The 24499-nt window shown below is 40.5% G+C and carries 19 protein-coding genes; 2 read left to right on the top strand and 17 right to left on the bottom strand.

Translation table 11 applies throughout. The features are described from left to right. Positions 1-82 precede the first annotated feature (82 nt). The 10 genes from BSR19_RS01870 to BSR19_RS01825 all read right to left on the bottom strand — a co-directional run bounded on the left by BSR19_RS01870 (position 83) and on the right by BSR19_RS01825 (position 9979). The gene (locus BSR19_RS01870; RefSeq protein ID WP_002883761.1) at positions 83-793 is read right to left on the bottom strand and encodes an ABC transporter ATP-binding protein; all 711 of its coding nucleotides are present in this window, start codon (positions 791-793) and stop codon (positions 83-85) included. Next, positions 793-1557 carry an ABC transporter ATP-binding protein gene (locus BSR19_RS01865; protein WP_002883723.1) on the bottom strand — a complete coding sequence of 255 codons (765 nt, stop codon included), beginning with the start codon at positions 1555-1557 and terminating at the stop codon, positions 793-795. The genes BSR19_RS01870 and BSR19_RS01865 overlap by 1 nt, the downstream gene beginning before the upstream one ends. A gap of 2 nt (positions 1558-1559) precedes the next feature. Continuing rightward, a complete protein-coding gene (locus tag BSR19_RS01860) occupies positions 1560-2510 on the bottom strand; it encodes a branched-chain amino acid ABC transporter permease (RefSeq protein WP_002883720.1) in 951 nt (316 codons plus the stop codon). Positions 2511-2513: 3 nt separating this feature from the next. Then, positions 2514-3398: a branched-chain amino acid ABC transporter permease gene (locus BSR19_RS01855; RefSeq protein ID WP_002890014.1), complete on the bottom strand. Its 885-nt coding sequence runs from the start codon at positions 3396-3398 to the stop codon at positions 2514-2516. Between the two features lie 43 nt (positions 3399-3441). After that, positions 3442-4617 (bottom strand): ABC transporter substrate-binding protein, encoded by a 1176-nt coding sequence (locus tag BSR19_RS01850; RefSeq protein ID WP_014633924.1) that lies wholly within the window; start codon positions 4615-4617, stop codon positions 3442-3444. Between the two features lie 154 nt (positions 4618-4771). Beyond that, positions 4772-5053 (bottom strand): YlbG family protein, encoded by a 282-nt coding sequence (locus BSR19_RS01845; RefSeq protein ID WP_002890011.1) that lies wholly within the window; start codon positions 5051-5053, stop codon positions 4772-4774. After that, positions 5046-5495 carry a YlbF/YmcA family competence regulator gene (locus tag BSR19_RS01840; RefSeq protein WP_002890009.1) on the bottom strand — a complete coding sequence of 150 codons (450 nt, stop codon included), beginning with the start codon at positions 5493-5495 and terminating at the stop codon, positions 5046-5048. Before BSR19_RS01840 ends, BSR19_RS01845 begins: the two co-directional genes overlap by 8 nt. Positions 5496-5580: 85 nt before the next feature. Next, the gene (locus BSR19_RS01835) at positions 5581-6171 is read right to left on the bottom strand and encodes an ATP-dependent Clp protease proteolytic subunit (protein ID WP_002883818.1); all 591 of its coding nucleotides are present in this window, start codon (positions 6169-6171) and stop codon (positions 5581-5583) included. 173 nt (positions 6172-6344) lie between these two features. Further along, positions 6345-6974, bottom strand: coding sequence for a uracil phosphoribosyltransferase (gene upp, locus BSR19_RS01830; protein WP_002883819.1), 630 nt, complete (start codon positions 6972-6974; stop codon positions 6345-6347). A gap of 89 nt (positions 6975-7063) precedes the next feature. After that, entirely contained in the window at positions 7064-9979 is a 2916-nt protein-coding gene (locus BSR19_RS01825) for a glycoside hydrolase family 68 protein (protein WP_037599043.1), read from the bottom strand. Between the two features lie 160 nt (positions 9980-10139). On the opposite strand from BSR19_RS01825, the gene BSR19_RS01820 reads away from it, so the two are divergent. Beyond that, positions 10140-11861, top strand: coding sequence for a glycoside hydrolase family 32 protein (locus BSR19_RS01820; RefSeq protein WP_002890007.1), 1722 nt, complete (start codon positions 10140-10142; stop codon positions 11859-11861). Between the two features lie 35 nt (positions 11862-11896). Here BSR19_RS01820 and BSR19_RS01815 read toward each other — a convergent pair whose 3' ends face one another. From BSR19_RS01815 to BSR19_RS01800, 4 genes are all read right to left on the bottom strand, one after another. Then, positions 11897-13060 (bottom strand): MalY/PatB family protein, encoded by a 1164-nt coding sequence (locus BSR19_RS01815; protein WP_021151464.1) that lies wholly within the window; start codon positions 13058-13060, stop codon positions 11897-11899. Between the two features lie 10 nt (positions 13061-13070). Beyond that, complete coding sequence (locus BSR19_RS01810) at positions 13071-14165, bottom strand: cystathionine gamma-synthase (protein WP_002890005.1); 1095 nt, start codon at positions 14163-14165, stop codon at positions 13071-13073. A gap of 293 nt (positions 14166-14458) precedes the next feature. Continuing rightward, positions 14459-17239, bottom strand: coding sequence for a cation-translocating P-type ATPase (locus tag BSR19_RS01805; RefSeq protein ID WP_049545739.1), 2781 nt, complete (start codon positions 17237-17239; stop codon positions 14459-14461). 116 nt (positions 17240-17355) lie between these two features. Continuing rightward, positions 17356-18987 (bottom strand): putative polysaccharide biosynthesis protein, encoded by a 1632-nt coding sequence (locus BSR19_RS01800; RefSeq protein ID WP_037597440.1) that lies wholly within the window; start codon positions 18985-18987, stop codon positions 17356-17358. Between the two features lie 94 nt (positions 18988-19081). Between BSR19_RS01800 and BSR19_RS01795 the strand changes: the two genes are divergently transcribed. Next, complete coding sequence (locus BSR19_RS01795; protein WP_049545737.1) at positions 19082-20527, top strand: UDP-N-acetylmuramoyl-L-alanyl-D-glutamate--L-lysine ligase; 1446 nt, start codon at positions 19082-19084, stop codon at positions 20525-20527. A gap of 76 nt (positions 20528-20603) precedes the next feature. On the opposite strand, the gene BSR19_RS01790 is transcribed toward BSR19_RS01795, so the two are convergent. From BSR19_RS01790 to infB, 3 genes are all read right to left on the bottom strand, one after another. Next, positions 20604-21167 carry an LOG family protein gene (locus tag BSR19_RS01790; protein ID WP_049545736.1) on the bottom strand — a complete coding sequence of 188 codons (564 nt, stop codon included), beginning with the start codon at positions 21165-21167 and terminating at the stop codon, positions 20604-20606. Between the two features lie 64 nt (positions 21168-21231). Beyond that, on the bottom strand, positions 21232-21585 hold the full coding sequence (gene rbfA / locus BSR19_RS01785) for a 30S ribosome-binding factor RbfA (protein ID WP_002883798.1): 354 nt from the start codon (positions 21583-21585) through the stop codon (positions 21232-21234). A gap of 95 nt (positions 21586-21680) precedes the next feature. Further along, positions 21681-24497 (bottom strand): translation initiation factor IF-2, encoded by a 2817-nt coding sequence (infB, locus tag BSR19_RS01780; RefSeq protein ID WP_049545735.1) that lies wholly within the window; start codon positions 24495-24497, stop codon positions 21681-21683. Between the last annotated feature and the right edge of the window lie 2 nt (positions 24498-24499).

Below are 24499 nucleotides of genomic sequence, written 5' to 3'. Positions count from 1 at the left end.
AACCGATTGCAATATTTTACTGAAAAATTAGTATTTCACAATCAGCATGAGACGATAGAAAAACGCCCTTGGGCGCTTTTTCTTATCCTCCAAGATAGGCTTTACGAACTTCATCTGATGCAAGAAGTTCTTCACCAGTACCTGAAAGAACCACTTTACCTGTTTCAAGAACATAACCACGATCCGCAATTGACAAAGCCTTATTGGCATTTTGTTCAATCAAAAGAACTGTAGTCCCTTGCGCCTTAATATCTTCGATAATATCAAAAATTTCTTGAATAAAAATTGGAGCAAGTCCCATTGAAGGTTCATCCAAAAGCAAAAGTTTTGGACGACTCATAAGGGCACGACCCATTGCAAGCATTTGTTGCTCACCACCAGAAAGTGTCGCTGCATCTTGATTCTTACGTTCTTCTAGACGTGGGAAACGTTGGAAGACTTTTTTCAAGAGAGCTGCGTTCTCTTCTTTATTTGTATGAAGGAAAGCTCCCATTTCAAGATTTTCCATTACGGTTAATCCTGCAAATACATGACGTCCCTCAGGTACTTGAGCCAAACCTTCGGCAACAATCTTACGTGCTGGTGTTTTGTGGATGTCGTTTCCAAGATAAGAAATGGTTCCCTCAGTTGGACGAACAAGACCTGAGATGGTACGAAGAATTGATGTCTTACCTGCACCGTTAGCTCCGATAAGAGTTACGACTTCACCTTCATTAACTTCAAAGCTGACGTTTTTTACAGCTTCAATCGATCCATATTTAATTGAGAGATTTTCAACTTTCAACATTGCCATTATGCTTCACCTCCCAAGTAAGCTTCAATAACGCGTTTGTTATTCTTAATTTCATCAGGTGTTCCTTCGGCAATCAAGCGTCCATATTCCAAAACATAGATACGCTCAGTAACATCCATTACCAAACTCATATCGTGCTCAATCAAGATGATAGTAATTCCGAAGTCTTTTTGAATTTGACGAATATGAGCAGTCAATTCAGCTGTTTCTTGTGGGTTCATACCCGCAGCTGGTTCATCAAGGAAAAGAATTTTTGGTTCTGTTGCAAGTGCACGAACAATTTCCAAATGACGTTGTTGTCCGTAAGCCAAGTTTTTCGCAAGTGTATCTGCCTCACCATCCAAGTTGAAGATAGCCAAGAGTTTCATAGCTTTTGCTTTTAACTCTTCTTCACTTGAATAGTACTTAGGCAAACGCAAAAGAGATGCAAAGAAATTTGAAGGTTGCTTATTTGATAAACCAACAAGAACGTTTTCAAGTACAGTCATGTCTTTGAAAAGACGGATATTTTGGAAAGTACGTGACAAACCGAGTGAAGCGATTTTATAAGGTGCTTTACCGTTTAGGACTGTACCATCAAGTGTAACAGTTCCTTCACTTGGCTCATAGACACCTGTCAAAAGGTTGAACAAGGTTGTTTTACCAGCACCATTAGGTCCGATAAGTCCAACCAACTCACCTTCATTGAGTTCCATTGAAACATCACCAACGGCAGTCAAACCACCGAAATTTTTAGTCAGATTTTTAACTTCAAGAAGTGCCATTTTTATTTGCCCTCCTTAGATTTATTGAAGAATTTTGAGAGATAGAGTTCTTTTGTTCCAAGAAGTCCACCTGGACGGAAGAGCATTACAAGAATCAAAGCCAAGGCGTAAATAATCATACGAAGGTTTGAAACATTTTGTAGGAACATGTTGATAATACCAAGAACAACAGCGGCAATGATAGTACCTGTGATAGATCCAAGACCACCAAGAACGGCAATGATAAGGTAATCAATTGATTTCATGATAGTGAAGTCTTTTGGCACGACTGTACCGATGTAGCTGACATAAAGTGAGCCAGCAATCGCTGAAATCATGGCACCGATAACAAAGATAAGAACCTTCATTTTTGTGACATTAACACCCATTGACTCAGCAGCAATTTCATCTTCACGAAGAGTGATTGCTTGACGTCCAGTTGCTGAACGTAAGAAATTAAGCACCAAAATGGTAATGATTACCACAAAGAAATAAATTACAGGCCAACTAGTATAAGGAAGGATACCTGTCAAACCAGCGGCACCATTGGTCAATTCACCACCATTAACGATAATGATACGGATGATTTCAGCCATACCAAGAGTTGCAATGGCAAGGTAGTCACCTTTCAAACGAAGGGTAGGTAGACCAAAGATAAGGGCAACAATAGCTGCGATGATGACACCGACAACCATTGAGAGGTAGAAACCGTCATATGTTGGCATCATACCAGTGATGATAGCTGATGAATAGGCACCAATTGCCATGAAACCAGCTTGCCCAAGTGTAAATTGCCCTGAGAAACCAAGAACCAAGTTAGTACCAAGTCCCATAAGGATTGAGATTCCAATCCCCATTAAGATTTGGATATAGTAAAGGTTCATGATACCTGAAAGTTCAAGACCTTTCAAGATAAGGAAGAGCCCAATGATAAGACCAAACCAAATAAGGTTTACTTTTAGATTTTTCTTCATGTCTTACACCTTCTCTTTCACATTTTTACCGAGGATACCCGCTGGGCGAACCAAAAGGATAACAATCAAGACACCATAAACGATGGCATCACGGTAACTTGACAAACCAATTGCAGTTGATAATGTCTCCAAAATACCGATAACAAATCCACCAAGTGCTGCACCAGGGATAATACCGATACCACCAAGAACAGCGGCAACAAAGGCTTTAATACCTGGCGTCATACCCATAAGAGGTTCGATAGAGTTATAGTAAAGACCAATAAGGACACCCGCTGCCCCTGCTAGTGATGATCCAAGAGCAAAAGTGAAGCTGATAGTGTTATTAACATTAATACCCATCAATTCAGCGGCATCACTGTCTACAGATACGGCACGCATAGCTTTACCCATCTTAGTCTTTTTAACAATCAATTGAAGAGCAACCATAAGCACAAGCGCAACTACCAAGATAAGCAATTGCACATTGGTTACAGAGATTGATCCAAGATGATAAGTCTCAATTGCAATCTTTTGAGGGAATGAACGTGTATCTGCCCCTACAAATAGAACCATGATGTACTCAAGGAAGAATGAGACACCGATAGCTGTAATCAAGGCAGAAATACGTGTCGAATTACGGAGCGGGCGATAAGCCAAGAACTCAATAACAACCCCTAAAATCGCACAGACAAGCATAGCAAAGACAAGGGCAACCCAGAAATTCATTCCAAGGCTATTAATCGCATAGTAACCAACGAAGGCACCCATCATATAGATGTCTCCATGGGCAAAGTTAATCAATTTGATAATCCCATAAACCATGGTATATCCAAGGGCAAGTAGGGCATAGATACTACCCAAGATAATACCATTGACTAGTTGTTGGGGAAGTTGTTCAAAAAACATATATAACCAAACTTTCTAGTTCATTTTCAGTATAGATAACAGATTATTTTTCAATTTCAACGGCTTCCGCTGAAACTTCTTCACCATTATCTCTTTTAACCATAAGAGCTGCTTTAATAGGGTTATGATCCTTATCAATCGTCATTTTACCAGTAACCCCGACAAAGTTTTTCAAATGTGCTAAGTTATCAGCAATATCAACTGATGTTTTCGCATCTTTAGATGCTTCTGCAATCATATAAACTGAATCGTAAGCTAGAGCAGCAAACATATTTGGTTCAGTTTTGTAAGCTTTTTTATATGCTTCGATGAATCCTGATGCTTTGTCAGAAAGAGAAACATTTGTTGAATATCCTGATACATAGTAGACGTTTGACGCATTCTTTTTACCTGCAAGCTCAGTGAATTTCGCATCACTGAATCCATCAGGTCCAAGGATTGGTTTATCAATTCCAAGGTCACGTGCTTGTTTAGTGATAATACCAGTCTCAGTATAGTAACCAGGCATTACAATCGCATCATAATCAAGGTCTTTAAATTTAGTCAAAGCTGACTGATAGTCCTTGTCACCTGAAGCAAAGGTAGCTTCAGTAACGATTTTACCTTTATATTCACGCTTGAATTCATCCGCAATCCCCTTAGCATAATCCGAAGCATTATCATAGTAGAGAACTACTTTCTTAGCATTCAAATTACTGTAAGAATAAGCTGCCAAAACTTTACCTTGGTAGCTATCTTTAAAGGTTGTACGGAAAACAAATTTCTTAGCTCCGTTAGCATCTACCGTAAGGTCATCCTGAGTACCAGAAGGTGTCAACAAAGGAACCCCTGTTTTTTGTGATACGAGGCTAGCCGCAGCGACAGCACCTGATGTCGCTGGACCAACGATAGCATTTACATTACTCTGAATAGCCAAGTTCGTTGAAGAGGTTGAAGCTTCAGCGTTTTCAGATTTATTATCTTTTGTGACAAGCTCAAGTTTTTTGCCATCGACGCCACCAGCTTTGTTAATTTCATCAACAGCCAACTTAATACCATTTTGCTCTGCCTTACCATAGGCTGCAACGGCACCTGTCAACTCCATATTAACACCAATTTTGATGGTATCGCCAATCTTAGTACCATTGGCATTAGCAGTCACATCTGGTGACTTGCCACAGGCAACCAAGAAAATGGAAGCAAAAAAGGCTAACACAATAAGTGTGATCTTTTTAGACATAAGATTTCTCCTTAATATTTTCTTAAAAAAGTCCACCTTATAGCTTACAGAATTATCAGACAATTGTCAACTACACATAACTAAGCTTTAGCCACAGTAATCGTTTCCATTACTTTAAGAATAACTCTTTGAAAACAAAAAAACTTTTCTCCTATTAAAGAGAAAAGTTCTTAAACGGTTCAGGAACCGAGGTGTCGTAGCGTTCCAGACTACCTACAAAGTCCATATCAATATCAGAATAGTAGGAAGGCAGAACTTTTTTCACTGCTTTCATTCCATCGAGCTCTTTCAAAATATCCTCGACCTTGTCCTCATCTACATAAAGGTGCACATAACGCATCTTATAAGAATGGTAGACAACATCCCCAAACTTGGCAATTTTACGTAAGTCTCTATTGTAGTATAAATAAACAATAATGCCTTGACGCTTAATCATGACTCATTTTCTCCTTTATGTTAGTGTCTCCCTTTTTATGATGCGGTTTGTGAGGGGCAAGAGGTAGCCCAGAATCGATAAAAATCTGGTCTGAAACAGCTTGGGCAATCTCCTCACCAAGATTGGCTAAAATAGTCTGCAAATCGAACTCTGACTGACGATAGCCAATAACCACCTCGTTCAAATCAATTTGGCGCTTCATTCGCAAAACCTGACGTTTCAACTCTCTCACATCTGGTCTAAAAGCTTCGTACTCCTTAGCAGTATCATAGCTATCCTTTAATTCCTGAAATGCAAAGAGTTGCTCTTGAAGTTCTCTGTCATTTTCGAATTTCTGGCGTTTCAAACGGTAATTTTCTACCTCAGGTAGCTTTAGAAAATACGAAACAAGACAATCTATAGCTTGATCAATAGCAAGCAACTCCTCATTGATTATTAACATGTTTTCTATTATAACACAAAAAGCCAGATGAAACGGTCCTTATACAACCGATTTGCATCTGACTTTTATTTAAGACAAGCTCAGTCTATTTTAATTGGTTATTAGCCATGATTTCATCGATGAAACCATATTCAAGCGTTTCTTGAGCACTCATCCAATTGTCACGTTCAGCGTCTACATGAACCTTTTCAATTGGTTGTCCAGAATTATCTGCTAAGATTTGCTCCAAGTTATTACGTGTCTTGAGCAAGTGTTCAGCTGCGATAGCCATGTCTGTTTGTTGCGTACCGCCACCAGTACCACCCATTGGTTGGTGAATCATGTACTCTGCATTCGGCAACATGAAACGTTTACCTTTTGTACCGCTTGAAGCGATAATTGTTCCCATAGATGCTGCCATCCCCATAACGATAGTCTGAACATCAGACTTGATGAAGTTCATTGTATCAACAATGGCAAGACCTGCCGAAACGGATCCACCTGGTGTATTAACATAAAGATAGATATCTTTTGTATTGTCTTGAGCATCCAAGAACAAGAGTTGGGCGATAATTGAGTTTGCCATATTATCTTCAACAGGACCTGTTAACATGATGATACGATCCTTGAGCAAACGTGAGTAAATATCATAAGAACGCTCACCGCGTGATGTTTGTTCAATTACTACAGGAATCATATGAATCCTCCTTTTAATATTGTCTTGATGCTATTATATGATTTTAGTCAAATTAGGTCAAATAAAAAACATCATTCTTAGCACTCTTTCTGAAAGAGTGCTAAAATTCCCTAAACCAATCTCACTTAAAACTTATTAATCTAGTAAAAAAAGGGAAATTTTCCCTTTTCAACTTATTTTGTACCAAAGAGACGGTCACCTGCATCTCCAAGACCTGGAACAATATAACCGTTTTCATTAAGTTTCTCATCCAAAGATGCTGTGTAGATATCGATATCTGGGTGAGCATCTTGCAATTTTTTGACACCTTCTGGTGCTGCAACTAAGCAAACAAACTTGATATTAGCTGCACCACGTTTTTTAAGTGAGTCTACTGCCAAGATTGCTGAACCACCAGTCGCAAGCATAGGGTCTACTACAAAAATCTGACGTTGATCAATGTCTTCTGGTAATTTAACCAAGTACTCAACCGGCTCAAGAGTTTCCTCGTCACGATACATACCAATATGACCAACTTTAGCTGCTGGTACAAGGCTAAGGAAACCATCGACCATACCAATACCCGCACGAAGAATTGGAACAATCGCCAATTTCTTACCAGAAAGTTGTTTTTGTACAGTTTTGGTAATTGGTGTTTGAATTTCAACCTCTTCGAGAGGAAGGTCACGAGACACTTCGTAACCCATGAGCATAGCAATTTCATTAACTAGCTCACGGAAGTCCTTAGTAGAAGTATCCTCACGACGGAGGATTGAAAGTTTATGTTGAATCAGTGGATGTGAAATAACTTGAAATTTACCCATAATAGTTTCTTCCTTTGCTTTATACTCACTCCATTATATCAAAAAGGCAAAAAAAACGCTTGCTTTACTGCAAACGTTTTTGAAAAGGATTATTTTTTAGGCAAATGAATCTTTCCTGTGACCAAACCATAGCCAAGAAGAGCTAGACTTGCAATTGCTGCAAAGATAGTCGCCAAGATTGAAAGAATGTTGCTCTTTGAACCTTCTGAATCACTTGGTGTCTTAGGAGTCGTAGCAAGTTTGGCAGCAACTTTAGTATTGTTGTCTTTACTTGACTCATCAGACTTAGTTACTTCATCAGCTTTAGCGACTCCGTGAGACTGAACTTCCTCTTCAGACTTCGCTGGTTTTGGAGCTTCTGTTTCAGTGACAGACTCTTCTTTAACAGGAGTCGTTGAAACAGTTGGTCCAGTTGCTACAATAGCCTCTGGTACTGGTGACGCAATCTCTGTAGCTTGAGCTACTGGACGACGGTCACCCACAGAACCCTCTGTTGAAGGTTTCGCAGGAACCTCTACATGATGATCATCTGATGAATTATTATCATTAGATGGGCGATCTGTGAAATAAGGGAACGGATTACGAACTGGAGAATCTGGATTCGTCGGCGTTGCTGGTTTATCTTCTTTATTAGTTGATGGTTGATTATTGTCTGCTGGTTTAGAAGGTGTATCTGGTTTGTTAGACTTATCATCAACAGAATGATTACCTTCTGTTGGACTTACTGGTGTTTCTGGCTTATCTGCCTTCTTGTCTTTACCATCTTTAACAGTTACAGTCAAGACACCGTGAGCTTCAGAAACGCCTGTTGAACCATCAACTGTAGGATAAGTATGTGGTTTAAGACCATAACCCGATACCGCATAATAATCTACATTAAAGTCCTCGTTTGGCAATTTAGCACTGTTTTGATCGCCTACGTGTACCAAGCTTTCACTAGATTTATCCCAAATCCAGTCACCTTGATTCGTCATCTTAGGAAGAACTTCTGTAGTATCATCTGCATTCATCTTGATAAGGAAGCTTGGAGCCCACGTTGATTTATTCTCAGCACCGGCAATTCCACCACGGTTAGTCATGTAAGAAGTTACCAAAAGAGTATCTGATGAGCCTTCAACAGGAACCGCATAGTAAGAATAGGTAGATGTACGCCAGTCAGCTGGTACAGAGGCTGTCAAAACCACACCTGAGCCATTAAGTGGACGATATTCTCCACGGAGGCTATCTGATACGAATCCGAGCATGACAACGTCATCACCGACAGCTTCACGCGCTGCTACAGTACCTTCAGCATCCGTAGATTTATTGATACGTGAAGCAGTGAAGAGGTAATACTTGTTACCCATCTTAACAACACTTGGACGTTCTACTTCATCAGTAACCAAGTGGCTAGTAACAAGTGGTGTGTAAAGTTCAGCTACAGATGGATTTTTCTCATTGTCGTCAAGTTTCAAGATACCAATAGAACCATTTGCCCATGAAGCAAGGTTATAAAGGTGTTTATTATTGACAATATTGAGGAATGACTTAAGGTTAAAGGCGTCATCTCCTCCATAGTTTGACCAGTTGTAGATTTGTTTTTCGCCTTGGTAGTTTTCGTCACCTGTATTTGATTCGAAAATAAGGTAGCGGCTACCGTTATCTTCAATGATGTGTGGGTCACGAAGACAGTAGTTATCTGTACGGTCTGGATTTCCATCGTGGTTGTGGTCATCGTTGAAAGTACTCATGAATTTTGGATAACTTTGATAATGATAGTTATCCCCACCAAAGAGAATGTGGTCATTTTCAACTGACTTAATAACAACTTCGTCGTTTTCAACAGCTAGGTTAAGTGTAGCACTAGCCAATTGTTGCCAGTTCAATTTACCGCCACTAGTATCATTCTTAGTGTAGTAAAGTTGGATACTACCGTCAGAGTTTACCGTCGCTGAACCTGACCATTGTTGGTCATCTTCAAGGGCATTATAACCAAAGATTGGACCCGCATTTTTCCAATGCGTAAAGTCATTATCTCCGTATTTACTATAGAGCAAGTAAATGTGGTTTGAGTTTTTATTTGGTGCACCGGCCATTGAGATAACCAACTGATAACCGTTCCAGTTGCTTACTACACCTGACTCAGCATCTTGGACTGGCCAAGAATCCCAAACGTCGATTTCTTCTTTTTTCATCGTTTGGGCATCAACAGTGTTGAAAGCAGGCATATTGATGATTGTATCTGCTTTAAAGTAAGGAACTGCCAATTTGCTGTCTTGCTTCAAGAAGCTAGCAACGATATCTTTCAAGTTACGGTAAGTCAAGCTAGTACCTGTACCCTTGATAGCATCATCGCTAAAGTCAACTTTATTAAGTGCTTTAATTTCTTCCTCAGTCAAGGCAACGATTTGATCTGAGGTCATATTATCTTCAACAATAGACTTGATACGACCGTTAAGTTTGCTAAGGTTTGCATTAGCAGCGCTGTTTTCAGTAGGTTTAAGGGCTACTTCAGTATGTGTATCAGCTGTTTCTGAGCTTGCTGTTGAAGTTGGTGCTTCTACTGCAGCCTCTGATGTATGAGCTGGAGCAGAAACCGCAGCAACTGTTGATGAAGGTGTTGTTGCATCTGATGAAGATGTCACTACTGTGCTAGACGCCTTTTCTTCGACTACTGATGGAGTTGTGTTGCTTGGTTGTGTCTCTGTAACTGGTGTAGTTGTAACCTCTGAATGTGCAACTGAAGATTCAACTGCTTCTGAAGTTGCCACACTTGTTGCTGTTTCACTGGCTACCGTTAGAGATGCTGTGCTTGTTTCTGGTGTTGCTGTCGCAGTAGCTACAGCTGGTGCTGTTTCTGTAACTTGATCAGCTTTTACCTGAGTGGCACCTAAAAATGCCAAGGTACCAACAAGTGCTGATGTTGCCCCTACTGCGGCAACCTTACGGATGCTATAACGCATCTTTTTGCACTCTGCTTGCTTTGGTGCTACTGTATTTGACTGTGAATTAACTGTACTATCCATATAAAACTCTCCTTTTAGGTTTTTACATGTTTTATTCTATCATTTTTTAATCTAAATTCCAATCTTTTTTTAATGACAAATTGATATTTTTTGTAAAAAACTATTTTTTTGTTAAAATAATAACTACAAAATAAGTAATTTTATCAGGAAATATCACTATATGGAATCAAAATATTCACCTCTAATTTTAGCTCTCGTTTTTTTAATTTTATTTTTTGTTTTTATAATAAAAAATGAGAACGCTAACAATCCTTCCCAAAAAACAAATAAGGTTTCTGTGAGTCAAACCTTTCATCTAGCATCTCATAAAGGATGGTCTAACGACCTACAGACTATCGTGTGGAATCAAGAAAAAAATTACTATGATATCTATTTTCTATACTCTGTGGATGGGGCTACTGATCCTTTTGGACCCAACGGTCAAGATTGGACACATACAACGACTAAAGATTTTATCACCTATAGTAAACAAGAGACTGCTATACCAGCAAAGGGTGGTGACCCTAAAGAGGGGTGGCATTCTGCTTGGACAGGTAGTGTAGTCACAGATAGTCAGGGGATTTCTGGTATCCAAAACGAAGAACCTGTCGCCTATTTTACTGGACTCATGGATGATGGAAGCCAGGCAATCTATGCTAGTGCATCAAATGACAAGGGAGCTAGCTTTACTAATTCCCTAAAAGATGGTAAACCTTTATTGACAAAGGAACAATCCTATAACGGTAAAGATTTCCGCGATCCTTATGTCTTCCACTTCAAAGACAAATTACTCATGTATGTCGCTGAAGGTAACGCCTTAGGTGTTTATCAATCTCAAGATGGTATCAACTGGACCAAAGAAGATAGCAAGGGAGACTCCAAAATCCTACCCGAAACATTTTTTAAGGGTCGTAACTGGCAGGACAACGCTCCTATCGAGTGTCCCGTTCTCAAAACAATGACAACAACTGACGGTCAGGACAAGCAAGTTCTCTTTTTTGGAGCTAAGGATACAGCTTCAGGCGAAACAACTGGAACCTACTATACTGTAGGGCATTTAGATGGTAACGGCTTATTTATTGCAGATACAGAAACAAAACGCTTAGATCAAGGCTCAGACTATTATGGCGCTAACTTCACTGGAAGCAATCGAATCGAAGAAAGCAATCATAACCTTATCAGTCTTGGCTGGGTTGGTAATTGGAATTACTTCACGTCAGGCATTCACAGTGACCAAGAGGCCAAGAGTGATTTTCTAAAAACTATCGGTTTTTACACTACACCCAGACAGCTACAACTGGATAAGAACGGTATTATTCAGTCTGCTCCCCTCTATAAAAATGAACAATTAACCCTCAAAAATCAAAACGGCAACATTTCGAGTCAAAGACCACTCACCAGTGACAATAGAAAACCTTGGATTGATAAAAGTCACAATCAGAATGCTAATGGCCTTCTTGACCTTGCTGAAAAAAATAGTGCGGGGTATTACCAACTGCATTTTTCAAATATTAAGAAAGAAGGAGGCTATATCTACATTGATATCTGGCAAGGCTCTGATTACGTTAAAATCGCCTACCAAATAACAAGTGGTACCTATCAGGTCTCTACCTATGCTGCTGAACTGAACAACAGCATGGATGGTAGTCAAACTGCCTCTTCTTACTATTACGATGGACTCTTAGGTAACGGTCAAGGTTATAAAGCTGACAGTCTCTATAAGGAAAATGATAATATCACTATAACGCTTATTACAGACAATCGTAGCTTGGAAATTTTCTTCCCCAATGGCCAAACCTACACTCTAGCCAGATTTAATACCTCTGGCAAGCAGGATGTCAAGGTTTTCTCCACTCAGGAAGATCTACTATTAAACTTGAAAATCTACGATGTACACTCATAACAATAATAAAAGTGATGCTATTTGCATCACTTTTATTATTTTCCAAAGACAGAAACGAGACGTTTAACTCCTTCAGCAACAACTGTAGTTGGCGTAGCTACGTTAAAGCGGAAATGTTTCTCTCCTTCAGAACCAAAAGTAATACCGTCATTTAGCACTACCTTGGCTTCTTCTTTAAGCAAACGTCCAAGTTCATTATGGTCTTGATCATAGGCTGAAAAATCAAGCCAAACCAAGTAAGTTCCCTCAGGTTTCATGACTTTGATATTAGTCTTTTCACTAAGTTCCTTGGTTAAAAGGTCAATATTAGTTTCAAAGACAGTCTTCAATTCCTCTAACCAAGGTTGCCCATAGGTCAGAGCTGCTTGGGTTGTAATCAAACCAATGGTTGGAATTTCATGTTGATTATTTGCCAACTGCTTTTGTTTAAAGGCTTTACGTAAGTCTTCATTTTCAATGATAGTAAAACTGTTTTTGGTACCAGCAATATTAAAGGTTTTAGTAGCCGAACTAAGCACCAAGGTAAAGTCCTTGTAAGCATCTGAAATGGTATTCATAGAGATGTGCTTATTCCCATATAGGGCTAAGTCTTGGTGGATCTCATCAGATACCAAGAGGACACCATGTTTCTGACACAAATCTGCTACCTTGGTCAATTCCTCTTTGGTCCAGACACGCCCACCTGGATTATGTGGGCTACAAAAAACATAAAGTTTAACATCATTCTCGACGATATCACGTTCCAATTGTTCAAAATCAATTTCGAAATGCCCATTAACCTTAACAAGACTATTTTCAATCAATCGACGATTATTCAAACGGACCGAACGAGCAAAAGGCGGATAAACTGGTGTGTTGATGAGAACAGCGTCGCCTTCTTTGGTAAAGGCTTGAATAGCTGTTGAAATGGCTGGAACAACACCTTCAATGAGAACAATACTCTCTTTATCAACGACGTAACCGTGTTGATTTTTTTCCCAATTAATGATTGACTGGTAAAGCTCTTCACTTGGATAAGGATAACCAAAAATATGTGTCTCAGCATAGTTGATAACTGCATCCCTAATCTCAGGAACAGGTAGGAAGTCCATATCAGCAACCCAAAGCTCAAGCAGTTCTGGATTACTTTCGGCTTCGTGCCATTTCATGGTATTTTGATCCAAGCGATTTGGTTGTGTTGTAAAATCATAACGTGTCATAGATAACTCCTTAAAGACTAAGGGCATTTTCCAAGTCAGCAATCAAATCTTGTGCTGCTTCAATACCAATTGAAAGACGAAGCAAGTCGTCTGTCAAACCATAGGAAGCACGCACATCACCTGGAATATCTGCGTGGGTTTGTGTCGTTGGGTAGGTAATCAAGCTTTCAACACCACCTAGGCTCTCCGCAAAGGTAAAGACTTTTAGGGAATTGATAATGGTTGGAATCTTGTCTTGATTAGCCACTTTGAAGGAAATCATACCACCCTTGCCTGGATAGAGGACTTCCTTAACAGCTGGTGACTTTTCTAAGAAAGCTACAACTTCTTGAGCATTGGCTGTCGATGCCTCCATTCGAAGTTTTAAGGTTTTAAGACCACGCATGAGCATATAGCTATCAAATGGTGACAAGGTAGGACCAGTCGTATTGAGGTTATAATAAAGTTTATCGTAGAATTCTTGGTTGCTGGTCACAACAACACCAGCCAAAACATCATTATGCCCTGATAGGTATTTAGTAGCTGAATGGACAACGATATCAGCACCTTGAGTAATCGGGGTTTGATAGATTGGGCTATAGAAAGTATTATCAACAATAACCACCGCACCCTTGTCATGAGCAATTTTGGCCACTTTTTCAATATCAAACTCAATCATAAGTGGGTTTGTCGGTGTTTCGATGTAGACAATATCGGTATCTTCTGTAATAGCCGCAATCATCTCATCTTCTGTATTTGTGTATTCAAAAAAGAAACGACCTTCTTTTTCCTTGTCATTAAACCAACGGAAAGAACCCCCGTAAAGATCACGCGCAGCTACAACCTTACTGCCTACTGGGAAAATTTCAAAAGCCAAAACAATGGCGCTCATCCCTGAACTTGTCGCAATAGCATAATCTGCTTTTTCAATAGCTGCAAGTGTTTTTTCCACTGTTGCGCGTGTTGGATTTTTAGTTCGTGTATAGTCAAAACCAGTAGAATGGCCAAATTCTGGATGTTGGTAAGTTGTTGAAAAATGAATTGGTGAAGCCAAGGCTCCTGTTGCTTCATCCGAATTGATTCCTGCGTGTGCCAAAATGGTTTCTAATTGATATTCTTGTGTCATAATGTGCCCTTTCTACATGGTAAAGTGGATATACTCCATATCTATGACCTCTATTTTATCACTATTTTCTGAAAATAATGGTAAGTTCATCATACGGATTCTTGATAGTTAGTTATAGTTTATTTCTATAACCTAGAAAGACAGATAGATACTGACTCTAATTTAAAATAATCCCAATTTCTGAGATTGTCGAATGTAGGTTTTCAAGCATCAAAAAGTGCCTGAAACATCATAGTTTCAAGCACTAAGAAATGATTTAAAAATCTTGCTTCAATCTAAGGTATGCCACTGACTTACTTTTTATCAAATAAGCGATATCTGATTTCTTCCAAAGCCATAATAACAAACGGACAAGCAAGTAAATAGAGCCAATCATCAAGTCCAATAGGTGCAGTGTTAAATAACGTGTGGAAGAAAGGCACGTAAGACAGGAGGATAAAGAGGACAATTTCTAAAACAATCCCTAAGCTAATAATCCGATTAGCAAATGGTTTAACTTGGAATATAGACCCTCTACCTTTACGGCTATTCATAGCCATACCAATTTGGGTAAAGATAATAGCACCTAAGGTCATGGTAGTTGCCTCTCGATAGAGGGGACCTGAGCTGGCCAAATGGTTTAAATTACCTTGATTAACCCAATAATTAAGGAAGAAAGCCCCCATAGCTAAGGCTGCTTCAATCAGTCCATACCAGACAAAAGCCTTAATCAATAATTGTCGATTGAGCAAGCGATCTGAGAGACGTCTTGGTGGTCTGTCCATAACGCCCTCTTCAGGCGGTTCAACCCCCAGCCCCAAAGCAGGCATCATATCTGTTCCCAGGTCGATGGCTAGGATTTGCATAACCGTTAAGGGAAGAGGTATGCGTCCCAAAGAGAACAAGAAGAAAGCAGAGGGTACGGCTTCTGGCGTGTTGGAATTAAAAATATAAGTCAGGAATTTTTGAATATTTCTATAAACTGCACGACCTTCTTCGACAGCATGAACAATAGAAGCAAAATGATCATCTGTTAAAATCATATCTGCGGATTCCTTGGCAACATCAGTTCCTGATACCCCCATAGCTACACCGATATCAGCTTTTTTTAGGGCAGGGGCGTCATTAACACCATCACCAGTAACAGCGACAACTTCGCCAAGTTCTTGAAGCGCATTGACCACACGGTATTTTTGTTCAGGTGCTACACGAGCAAAAACGATTTCGCCTTTAAGAGCTTCTTTGAGCTGATTGTCATCCATATCTGCCAGTTCAAGACCTGAAACAACACGCGCATCGTCCCCTTGTACAATTCCGATTTTCTTAGCAATGCTAAGAGCTGTCAAGCCATAATCACCTGTCACCATGATAATACGAATACTAGCTCTATGACATTTTTCAATGGCTTCACGCACACCCTGACGTGGCGGATCACTCATGGCAACCAAGCCTAGAAAGACCATATTGTCCTCCAAGGTCTGCATGTCCCATTTGTCTTCTCCAACATGCTCACTGTCTAAAGGTCTATAGGCCACAGCTAAAACACGTAAACCGTCTCGGGCAAACTGGTCGTTGGCCGCAAGGATAGCCTGACGCTCAGTAGCTGTCAATGATTTAATCATTCCTTGATTATCATAATAGTCTGAGCAAAGCTCCATCACTTCTTTGGGAGCACCTTTTGTGATGGAGATATGATGACTGCCATCCAATCCTGAATCAAGCTTATGCACTGTTGTCATCCGTTTACGATCAGAATCAAAGGGGATTTCCTTGAGGCGAGGGGCCCAAGTATGATTGTCATTTAAATTAATTCCTGCTTTTTCGGCGAGAACATTAAGACAAGCCTCAGTTGGATCACCTAAAATTGTAAAATTGGGATTATCAGCACTAGGGGCCACAACTTGAGCATTACTAGCCAAATGAGAGAATCGGACCAAACGATTAAGGAGCTCATTTTCTTTAAGAGAAACAGGTTGCCCTTCCTGCTCAATCTGTCCTTCTGATGCATAACCCAGCCCAGTTACCTCATAACTATCTGACAAGGTCCATAGATGGTTAACCGTCATGGCATTTTGCGTCAAAGTCCCTGTTTTATCCGAACAAATAACAGAAGTTGCTCCCAGCGTCTCAACCGAAGACAGCTTCTTAACCAAAGCATGGTCCTTAGCCATGCGCTGAACGGCCATGGCTAAAGATAGAGTAACTGTGGGAAGAAGTCCTTCAGGAATAAAGGCCACAATCATCCCCAATGCAAAAATAAAGGCTTGAGACAAAGGCTGATGGACAAATAGAGTCGCTGCCACCATAAAGAAGAGACCTACAGACACCGCAATAACTGAAATCTGTTTAGTCAAATGGTCTAATTCTTTCTGAAGGGGACTCTTTTCCTGAGCAAGATTCTGTGTCAAATCCGCAATCTGTCCAAACTCAGTTTTCATCCCGATAGCAGATACTATAAAATGTCCAGAGCCAGAAGAGACAGTAGTCCCTGCAAATACCATATTGTCATACTCTAACTCAGTCTTGTCGGGAGTCAAATCCGCTTGATCTGACTTATAAATAGGATTAGACTCACCAGTGAGGGCAGACTGGTTAACCTGCAAATCTGTCACAGCGACCAAGCGTCCGTCTGCAGAAATACGGTCCCCTTCTTCAATGAAAACCAAGTCACCTGGTACCAAGTTCTGAGCTAGAATCTTATCCTCCTTACCATCACGAAGAACTCGCGCATAGGATGGAAGAAGCTTATTAAGAGCTGCCGTAGCCTGACTTGCCCTATATTCTTGAATAAAGCTAAAGAGACCATTAATAATGTTGACCAACCAAATTGCAATCCCCAACTCTAAGCTATGAGAAAGCATGGCGATAAAGCCACCAACCCACAATAAGAGGGCCATAAGACTAGTAAAATGTCTGAAAAAGGTCAGCCAAATAGGCTCCTTCTTACTTTCCTTCAATTGGTTAGGGCCATAAGTCGCCTGCCTCTCCTTAACCTCTTGTGAGCTCAAACCTTGAGGGCTTGTCTGCAAGACTTTGTAAACTTGTTCAGGAGGATAGGTCCCTAATTTTATATGTTCTTGTCTAGAATCAACCATAATCCTTTCCTCGATTCTAAATCATTAAAACGATTTCATTTTTTCACCCTCATTATACTCTTTTTTCAGAAATTGTTAAAAAGAAAAAAACCAAGCCACATGACTTGGTTTAGATTTTATTTAATATGTAATTTAGCACGTAGGCTAGCTGCTCGGGCACCAAGCAATTGATCAGCCATACGAGTTACAAGAGCAAGAACGCCATAGACACCGATTCCAAGGCCTCCTCCAATGACCAAGTAAATCACACTACCCATACGGCTTGTTGGTGACAGTACAAACTGGAACAACCAATAGAAGATCGCAACTGGAATAGCCATGAGCACTGTAAGGATACAGATGAGCAAGGCTTTTCTAAACACTGTCTTACGACTAAAGTGCGTAACAGTGTGGAGGTGATTATACATGAGAGCAATCGGAACACCTAAACCGATGGCTGTTGAAATAACCGGGCCAAGGGCTCCTAGGAAAATAATCAATGGTAACTGTAGGATTGCCTTAACTAAAACCCCAATCGCAAAATAGTTGATAGCTTTACGGGTTTCAAAGATTGCCTGAAGCATTGGTGCTAAAACGCTATACAAGGCCAAGAAAATAACTTGAATCAGACTGGCTACAAAGAGCAAGTGGGCCTGACTATCTGGCGCACCATAAAAGACTGTATAAAGTGGTTTAGCTAAAATCACTGATCCTACAATGGCGGGAACAATAAAGAGCAAAAGCAACTGTAAGTTATTGATAATCAGTTTAGCCGCTCCCTTAAGATCTTTCTTAACCATATTTTCCGTCAAGAGTGGAATCCCAACCCCGGCAATAGAAAGAGCAACGGCAATCAAAATCATGGTAATCTTACTTGGGTTTGAAGACAAGTAAGCATAGAGAACCTGAAGTTGACTGTTACTATAGCTTGTAAACTTCTCCATAGTACGGATAAAGGTCCATTGATCAATCAGTTGGAAAAGCTGAATAGCAGATCCAGTGATAATGAAAGGAATGGCTTCCTTAAAGGTTTCAATAACAATTGCAGTTGGATTGATATCCGGATGAACAGCCTGCTTGCCAAAAAGACTCTTGAGTTTCCCCTCCTTCCAAAGGTAAAAGAAAAGCACCCCATAACTAGCCAACATACCGATGAAAGCGGCAAAAGTCGATTGGACAACTGCTGTCACATAATCGCCTGTCCCAATTTTCATGATGAAGAAGGTCGCCAACAGCATCCAAATAACACGGATAATCTGTTCCGCAATCTGACTTAAGGCATAAGGCTTCATATTGTTAAAGCCTTGGAAAAAGCCTCGTAAAACAGACATGGATGGGAAAATAACAACTGCCCAAGAAAGACTACGCATGACGCGAACCAGATCCTCGTCTCCCCCAGAAAGGTAAGACATCCACGGCGAAGCAAAGTACATGAAAACGCCAAAGATCAGTCCGAGACCAATCATGTAATACAAGATACGCTTGAGTAAGAAGAAACTCGTCTCCATTTTTCCAAGAGTGTTGTATTTAGACACCTGTTTGGCAATTGCGACTGGAATACCTGCTGTTGAAATCAAGAGGAAAAGAGCATAAATATTATACCCTTGACCAAAGAGGGCATTGGCTTGGTCACCTTGTTTACCCATCCAAGCATACCAAGGAATAATGTAGAGTGCCCCCAATAGACGACTGATAATATTGGATGCTGTCATCCATGCCGTCCCTCTTAGCATCTGCTGCTGCTGTGTATCAGTTTTAGTTTCAGTCATAACTTTCTTTCTAGAGAATAAAATATAATCTAGTTTATTATAAACTTTTGGCTGTGACTTGTAAAACAAGAACATTAAGGCTAAAATAGGAACTATGATTACTATTGAACAAGTTCTAGAGGTTCTTAAAAAGGACCATAATTTTAGAGATATTATCGACCAAGACAACTACTACTATTCATGGACTGGAGTGACTTTTGATCATCTTTCTTATGATAGTCGTGATGTCACACCATCTTCCCTCTTCTTTGCCAAAGGGGCTGCCTTTAAGCCTGAATTTTTAGAGAATGCTGTCAAAGCTGGCTTGAGTTTCTACGTGGCTGAAAAAGATTATCAAGTGGGAGTTCCTGCCATTATCGTATCAGATATCAAGCAGGCTATGAGCCTCGTTGCTCAGGCCTTCTACCAATACCCTCAAGACAAGCTTAAATTGCTAGCCTTTACTGGGACAAAAGGGAAAACTACAGCAGCCTACTTTGCCTTCAATATTCTCAAGCAAAGTCATAAACCTGCTATGCTTTCAACCATGAACACGACACTAGACGGAAAAACCTTCTTCAAGTCTACCTTAACAACACCTGAGAGTTTGGACCTTTTCCGTATGATGGCTGAAGCTGTTGCTAATGACATGACCCATCTGATTATGGAAGTCTCAAGTCAAGCCTATCTGACAAAGCGTGTCTATGGATTGACTTTTGATGTAGGTGTCTTTCTTAACATCAGCCCAGACCATATTGGGCCTATTGAACATCCAACCTTTGAAGACTACTTCTACCATAAGCGTCTCCTCTTGGAAAACAGTCGAGTTGTTATTGTTAATAGCGGTATGGATCACTTTGATTTTATCGCTGAGGAAGTTGCGGATAAAGAGCATGACTTCTATGGTAAAAACTCCGACAATGCTGTTAAACATGGCTCAGGTTTTAGCTTTAAGGCAAGTGGGAAATTAGCCGGTGACTATGATATCCAACTTATCGGTGACTTTAACCAGGACAATGCTATGGCTGCTGGTCTGGCCTGCCTACGTCTCGGAGCTAACCTTCAAGACATCAAGGAAGGAATCGCTCAAACCTCTGTTCCAGGGCGTATGGAGGTTCTAACCCAAACTAATGGGGCTAAGACATTTGTTGACTATGCTCACAATGGGGATAGCCTAGATAAGCTCTTACAAGTCGTAACCAGCCATCAAGATGGTCGTATTAGTCTAATTCTAGGGGCTCCAGGAAATAAAGGTGAAAGTCGTCGTAAAGACTTTGGACATGTCCTCAATACCTACCCTGATGTTGATGTCATCCTAACAGCTGATGATCCTAACAAGGAAGATCCTCTTGCTATCTGTCAGGAAATTGCTAGCCATATCAGTCGCGAGGTTCGTATCATTGTTGATCGAGAGGAAGCAATCAAAACAGCAATGTCTGAGACTACAGACTCTAAAGACGCTGTGGTTATCGCTGGTAAAGGTGCTGATGCCTTCCAGATCGTAAATGGTAAACGTGATAACTATGCTGGCGATATTGAAGTCGCTAAGAAATATTTGTAAAGATTTAATTAAAAAGATTCAATGATGTGTCATTGAATCTTTTTAATTCATCTCATTTTTACAAATTAAAGCAATACTACCGATAACGTCTCAATTGAGGTGGTTCATAAGACTGGACAAAAGCTGCAATTTCTGAAAAATCATCTGTAAAGAGGAATTTTGCTACTGTTTCAGCCTCCAAAAAATCATGAGCAACCATGGTATCTAACATCGTTTTCATAGCGTCATAATAGCCATTGAGATTGAAGAAAACACAGGGGTTGTCCAACTTACCGACTCGAGCAGCTGCAATAGCTTCAGAGATTTCTTCCAGTGTCCCTAGACCTCCTGGAAGGGCGATAAAGAGATCTCCTTGCTCTAGCATAGCAGTCTTTCGTTCTGCCATAGTTTCTACTATGGTCATTGAAGTTAACCCCTCATAAGCTATCTCCCTATCTTTGAGGAATTGTGGCATAATGCCATGAGCCTGTCCACCATTTTCCAAAACCGTATCACCAAGAACTCCCATAAGTCCCATCTTACTGCCACCATAGACTAGGGTATGACCATTTTTAGCAATCCACTGACCCAAGGCAATTGTTGCTTTCTTAAAGCTAGGACTGTCACCTATATTAGCTCCCAAATAGACCGTTACTTTCATTGAAGTCCTCCTTTTTATTCTATTATAACGCAAAATTCCTGCCATAACTGACAGGAATTTTTTCTTAGTCTTTACGCTCCAAATTACGAAGCATTTCATCAATTTTATTACCGTATTCGATAGACTCATCCTTAATAAAGGTCAAATCCGGAATCTTATACATGGTCAATTTTTTACCAAGTTCACGCTTGATTGTACCAGTAGCCTTTTCAAGACCAGTTTGTGCCTTTTGGTTATCTGAGGCCAAGGTTGAATGAATGGTGTAAAAAATCTTAGCAGCTGACAAATCACCAAGCATCTGTACATCTGTGATAGTGACATCTTGCACGCGTGGGTCACGAACTTTCTTTTGAAGAATTTCATTGACCTCACGTTTGATTTCCATCCCAACACGGTCTACACGAAATGAATTTCCCATAGTCTTATCCTTTCTCTCTTATTATGATGGAACAAAAGCCAGGCCAGATGACCTAGCTTTGTCTCCTTAGTAAGCTTTTTTAAAAGCTAACAAAATTAACGTTTAATTTCTTCCATAATATAAGCTTCGATAACGTCATCAACTTTAATATCGTTATAGTTTTCAATCATCAAACCACCCTCTTGAGCGTTTCCGACTTCTTTAACGTCATCTTTAAAGTGTTTCAAGCTTGCCAATTTACCATCAAAAATAACGACACCATCACGAATCACACGGGCACTTGAGTCACGAGTGATTTTACCACTAGTAACCATGAACCCACCGATTGTTCCGACTTTAGAAACTTTGAAGGTTTCACGGATAATAGCTTCACCAATGACTTTTTCTTCAAATTCAGGATCAAGCATCCCTTTCATGGCATCTTCGATTTCTTCGATAACCTTGTAAATGATGCTGTGAAGACGAATTTCAACTTCATCAGTTTCCGCTTGTTGACGTGCTTGTGGTGTAGGACGAACGTTAAATCCGATAACAACAGCATCTGAAGCTTCCGCAAGAGTAATATCAGATTCGTTGATAGCACCTACTGCTGAGTGAACAACATTAACACGAACACCCTCAACATCAATCTTAAGAAGTGATGCTGCCAAGGCTTCAACAGAACCTTGTACATCGGCCTTGATGATAACATTAACAGTCTTCAATTCACCAGCTTTAAGGGTATCAAAGAGGTTATCAAGACTAACACGATGTGTTTGTTGACGTTGTTTCATAAGGGCACGTTTGGCACGTTCTTCACCGGCTGCACGAGCTGCTTTTTCGTCTTCATAAACGGCAAAATGGTCACCCGCCATAGGCGCCTCGTTCAAACCAGTAATTGAAACTGGTGTTGATGGTGCTGCAGTCTTAATACGACGACCAAGGTCATTGGTCATAGCACGGACACGTCCGAAAGTATTACCAACAACGATTGGGTCTTGAACATGCAAGGTACCTTGTTGAACAAGGAGGGTTGCAACCGCACCTTTACCTTTATCCAAACGCGCTTCAATAACGGTACCGATGGCACGAACTGTTGGGTCAGCTTTAAGTTCTTCCACTTCAGCCACAAGAAGAACTGTTTCAAGCAATTCTTCAATGTTTTGTCCAAATTTAGCTGAGATTTCAACGAATTCACTATCGCCACCCCATGCTGTTGAAATGACTCCATGCTCAGCCAATTCACCGATAACACGTTCTGGGTTAGCACCTGGTTTATCAATCTTGTTAATCGCAACAATGATTGGAACACCAGCAGCCTTAGAGTGGTTGATAGCTTCAATCGTTTGTGGCATAACACCATCATCCGCAGCTACAATCAAGATAGTAATATCTGTAACAGAAGCACCACGAGCACGCATAGATGTAAAGGCCGCGTGTCCAGGAGTATCAAGGAAGGTAATTTTCTTACCACCCTCTTCAATTTGGTAGGCACCAATATGCTGTGTGATACCACCAGCTTCTCCAGTCGCAACACGTGAGTTACGAAGGGTATCAAGAAGGGTTGTTTTACCATGGTCAACGTGTCCCATGATAGTAACAACTGGTGCACGTTCTACCATAGCATCTTTGTTAAGGTAATCTTCGTCAACAAAGAAACGTTCGATATCAGCATTATCGACTTCTTCTTTCTTGGTTGCCTCAATACCATAGTCAACCAGCAACAACTCAATGGTATCCCCGTCAAGAGATTGGTTTTGAGTTGCCATAACGCCCATCATGAAGAGTTTCTTAACGATTTCAGCTGGTTCGCGTTTAATACGTTTTGCGATTTCTGCAACCGTCATGCCTTCAGTGTATTCAAATTCTTTTGGTAATTCATGGAATTTACGCTCTGTTACTGGTTTTGGAGCTGAATTCCCACGGTTATTTTTACCTTTTTTATTTTTGTTTTTGTTCCAGTTACTATTTCGTTGATTTCTCACTTGGTTTTGATTATTCCACTTATTATTTCTTGTTTGCTTAGGTCCATCTTCATTCTCGCGACGATTATCACGTGATTTATCTGGACGTGCCTTTTTACGACGTGTATCTTGTTCTTGTGCAGCCGGTGCTGGTTTTGGAGCTGGCTTAGCTTCAGCAACTGCTTTTTGAGCAGCGACTTCAGCCTGTTGTTTTTCTTTTCTTGCCTTTTCCTGCTCTTTCGCTCGGCGTTGCTCTGCAGCTTTTTCTTCACGGAAGCGTGTTTCACTTTGACGTGAATACTCTGCATTTTGCTCTGCTTTCAAGGCTGCTGCACGCGCTTTAAAGTCAATACGTGGTCCTGCCTGATTGTTACGGGCAGCATCGTTACGTTTATTGCGACCTTGATCATTGCGCTGTTTACCTTGGAAATTACGGTCACGATTACTATTGTTATCGCGGTTTCCATTGTTACGGTTTCCTTGACCATTTCCATTTTGGTTGCGACGATCATTATTCTGACGTTTACCTTGATCGTTTCCTTGTTGTTTTCGGTTACGATTACGGTTGTCACGGCCTCCGCCATTTTGACGACGTTCTGCTTCTGCCTTGGCACGCGCTTCACGTTCTGCCTTAAAGTTACGGCTTTGTGGTTTCTTTGGAGTCGCAGGTGTTTCCTTTGCCTCAGCCTTTGGAGACTCCTTAGCAGGAGTTGGTTTCGAAGCAGGAGCCTCAACAACCTTAGGCGCTACCTTTTCCTCTTTAGGAGCAGGTGCCACTTTGGAAGCTGGCTTACTTTCAGCCTTAACAGCTCCCCCTTTTAAACTTGAAGTGATACGATTAGCATCAGCTTCTTCAACTGATGAGGAGTGGCTCTTCACAGAAAGACCAAGTTCTTGAGCTTTTGCAACAACAACTTTGCTCTCTACACCAACCTCTTTTGCGATTTCATATAATCGTTTCTTTGACACGT

It is taken from the genome of Streptococcus salivarius (genome assembly GCF_009738225.1).
Lineage (GTDB): Bacteria > Bacillota > Bacilli > Lactobacillales > Streptococcaceae > Streptococcus.
This window is presented reverse-complemented; position numbering and strand designations above follow the sequence as displayed.

What these genes read in the sequence shown, in the direction of transcription:
- BSR19_RS01810 (WP_002890005.1), bottom strand. Translation starts at nt 14,165, where the DNA reads ATGACACAAGAATATCAATTAGAAACCATTTTGGCACACGCAGGAATC.
- BSR19_RS01865 (WP_002883723.1), bottom strand. Translation starts at nt 1,557, where the DNA reads ATGGCACTTCTTGAAGTTAAAAATCTGACTAAAAATTTCGGTGGTTTG.
- BSR19_RS01815 (WP_021151464.1), bottom strand. Translation starts at nt 13,060, where the DNA reads ATGACACGTTATGATTTTACAACACAACCAAATCGCTTGGATCAAAAT.
- BSR19_RS01805 (WP_049545739.1), bottom strand. Translation starts at nt 17,239, where the DNA reads ATGGTTGATTCTAGACAAGAACATATAAAATTAGGGACCTATCCTCCT.
- upp (WP_002883819.1), bottom strand. Translation starts at nt 6,974, where the DNA reads ATGGGTAAATTTCAAGTTATTTCACATCCACTGATTCAACATAAACTT.
- BSR19_RS01860 (WP_002883720.1), bottom strand. Translation starts at nt 2,510, where the DNA reads ATGAAGAAAAATCTAAAAGTAAACCTTATTTGGTTTGGTCTTATCATT.
- BSR19_RS01795 (WP_049545737.1), top strand. Translation starts at nt 19,082, where the DNA reads ATGATTACTATTGAACAAGTTCTAGAGGTTCTTAAAAAGGACCATAAT.
- BSR19_RS01840 (WP_002890009.1), bottom strand. Translation starts at nt 5,495, where the DNA reads ATGTTAATAATCAATGAGGAGTTGCTTGCTATTGATCAAGCTATAGAT.
- BSR19_RS01790 (WP_049545736.1), bottom strand. Translation starts at nt 21,167, where the DNA reads ATGAAAGTAACGGTCTATTTGGGAGCTAATATAGGTGACAGTCCTAGC.
- rbfA (WP_002883798.1), bottom strand. Translation starts at nt 21,585, where the DNA reads ATGGGAAATTCATTTCGTGTAGACCGTGTTGGGATGGAAATCAAACGT.
- BSR19_RS01850 (WP_014633924.1), bottom strand. Translation starts at nt 4,617, where the DNA reads ATGTCTAAAAAGATCACACTTATTGTGTTAGCCTTTTTTGCTTCCATT.
- BSR19_RS01855 (WP_002890014.1), bottom strand. Translation starts at nt 3,398, where the DNA reads ATGTTTTTTGAACAACTTCCCCAACAACTAGTCAATGGTATTATCTTG.
- BSR19_RS01800 (WP_037597440.1), bottom strand. Translation starts at nt 18,987, where the DNA reads ATGACTGAAACTAAAACTGATACACAGCAGCAGCAGATGCTAAGAGGG.
- BSR19_RS01845 (WP_002890011.1), bottom strand. Translation starts at nt 5,053, where the DNA reads ATGATTAAGCGTCAAGGCATTATTGTTTATTTATACTACAATAGAGAC.
- BSR19_RS01870 (WP_002883761.1), bottom strand. Translation starts at nt 793, where the DNA reads ATGGCAATGTTGAAAGTTGAAAATCTCTCAATTAAATATGGATCGATT.
- BSR19_RS01825 (WP_037599043.1), bottom strand. Translation starts at nt 9,979, where the DNA reads ATGGATAGTACAGTTAATTCACAGTCAAATACAGTAGCACCAAAGCAA.
- BSR19_RS01835 (WP_002883818.1), bottom strand. Translation starts at nt 6,171, where the DNA reads ATGATTCCTGTAGTAATTGAACAAACATCACGCGGTGAGCGTTCTTAT.
- BSR19_RS01820 (WP_002890007.1), top strand. Translation starts at nt 10,140, where the DNA reads ATGGAATCAAAATATTCACCTCTAATTTTAGCTCTCGTTTTTTTAATT.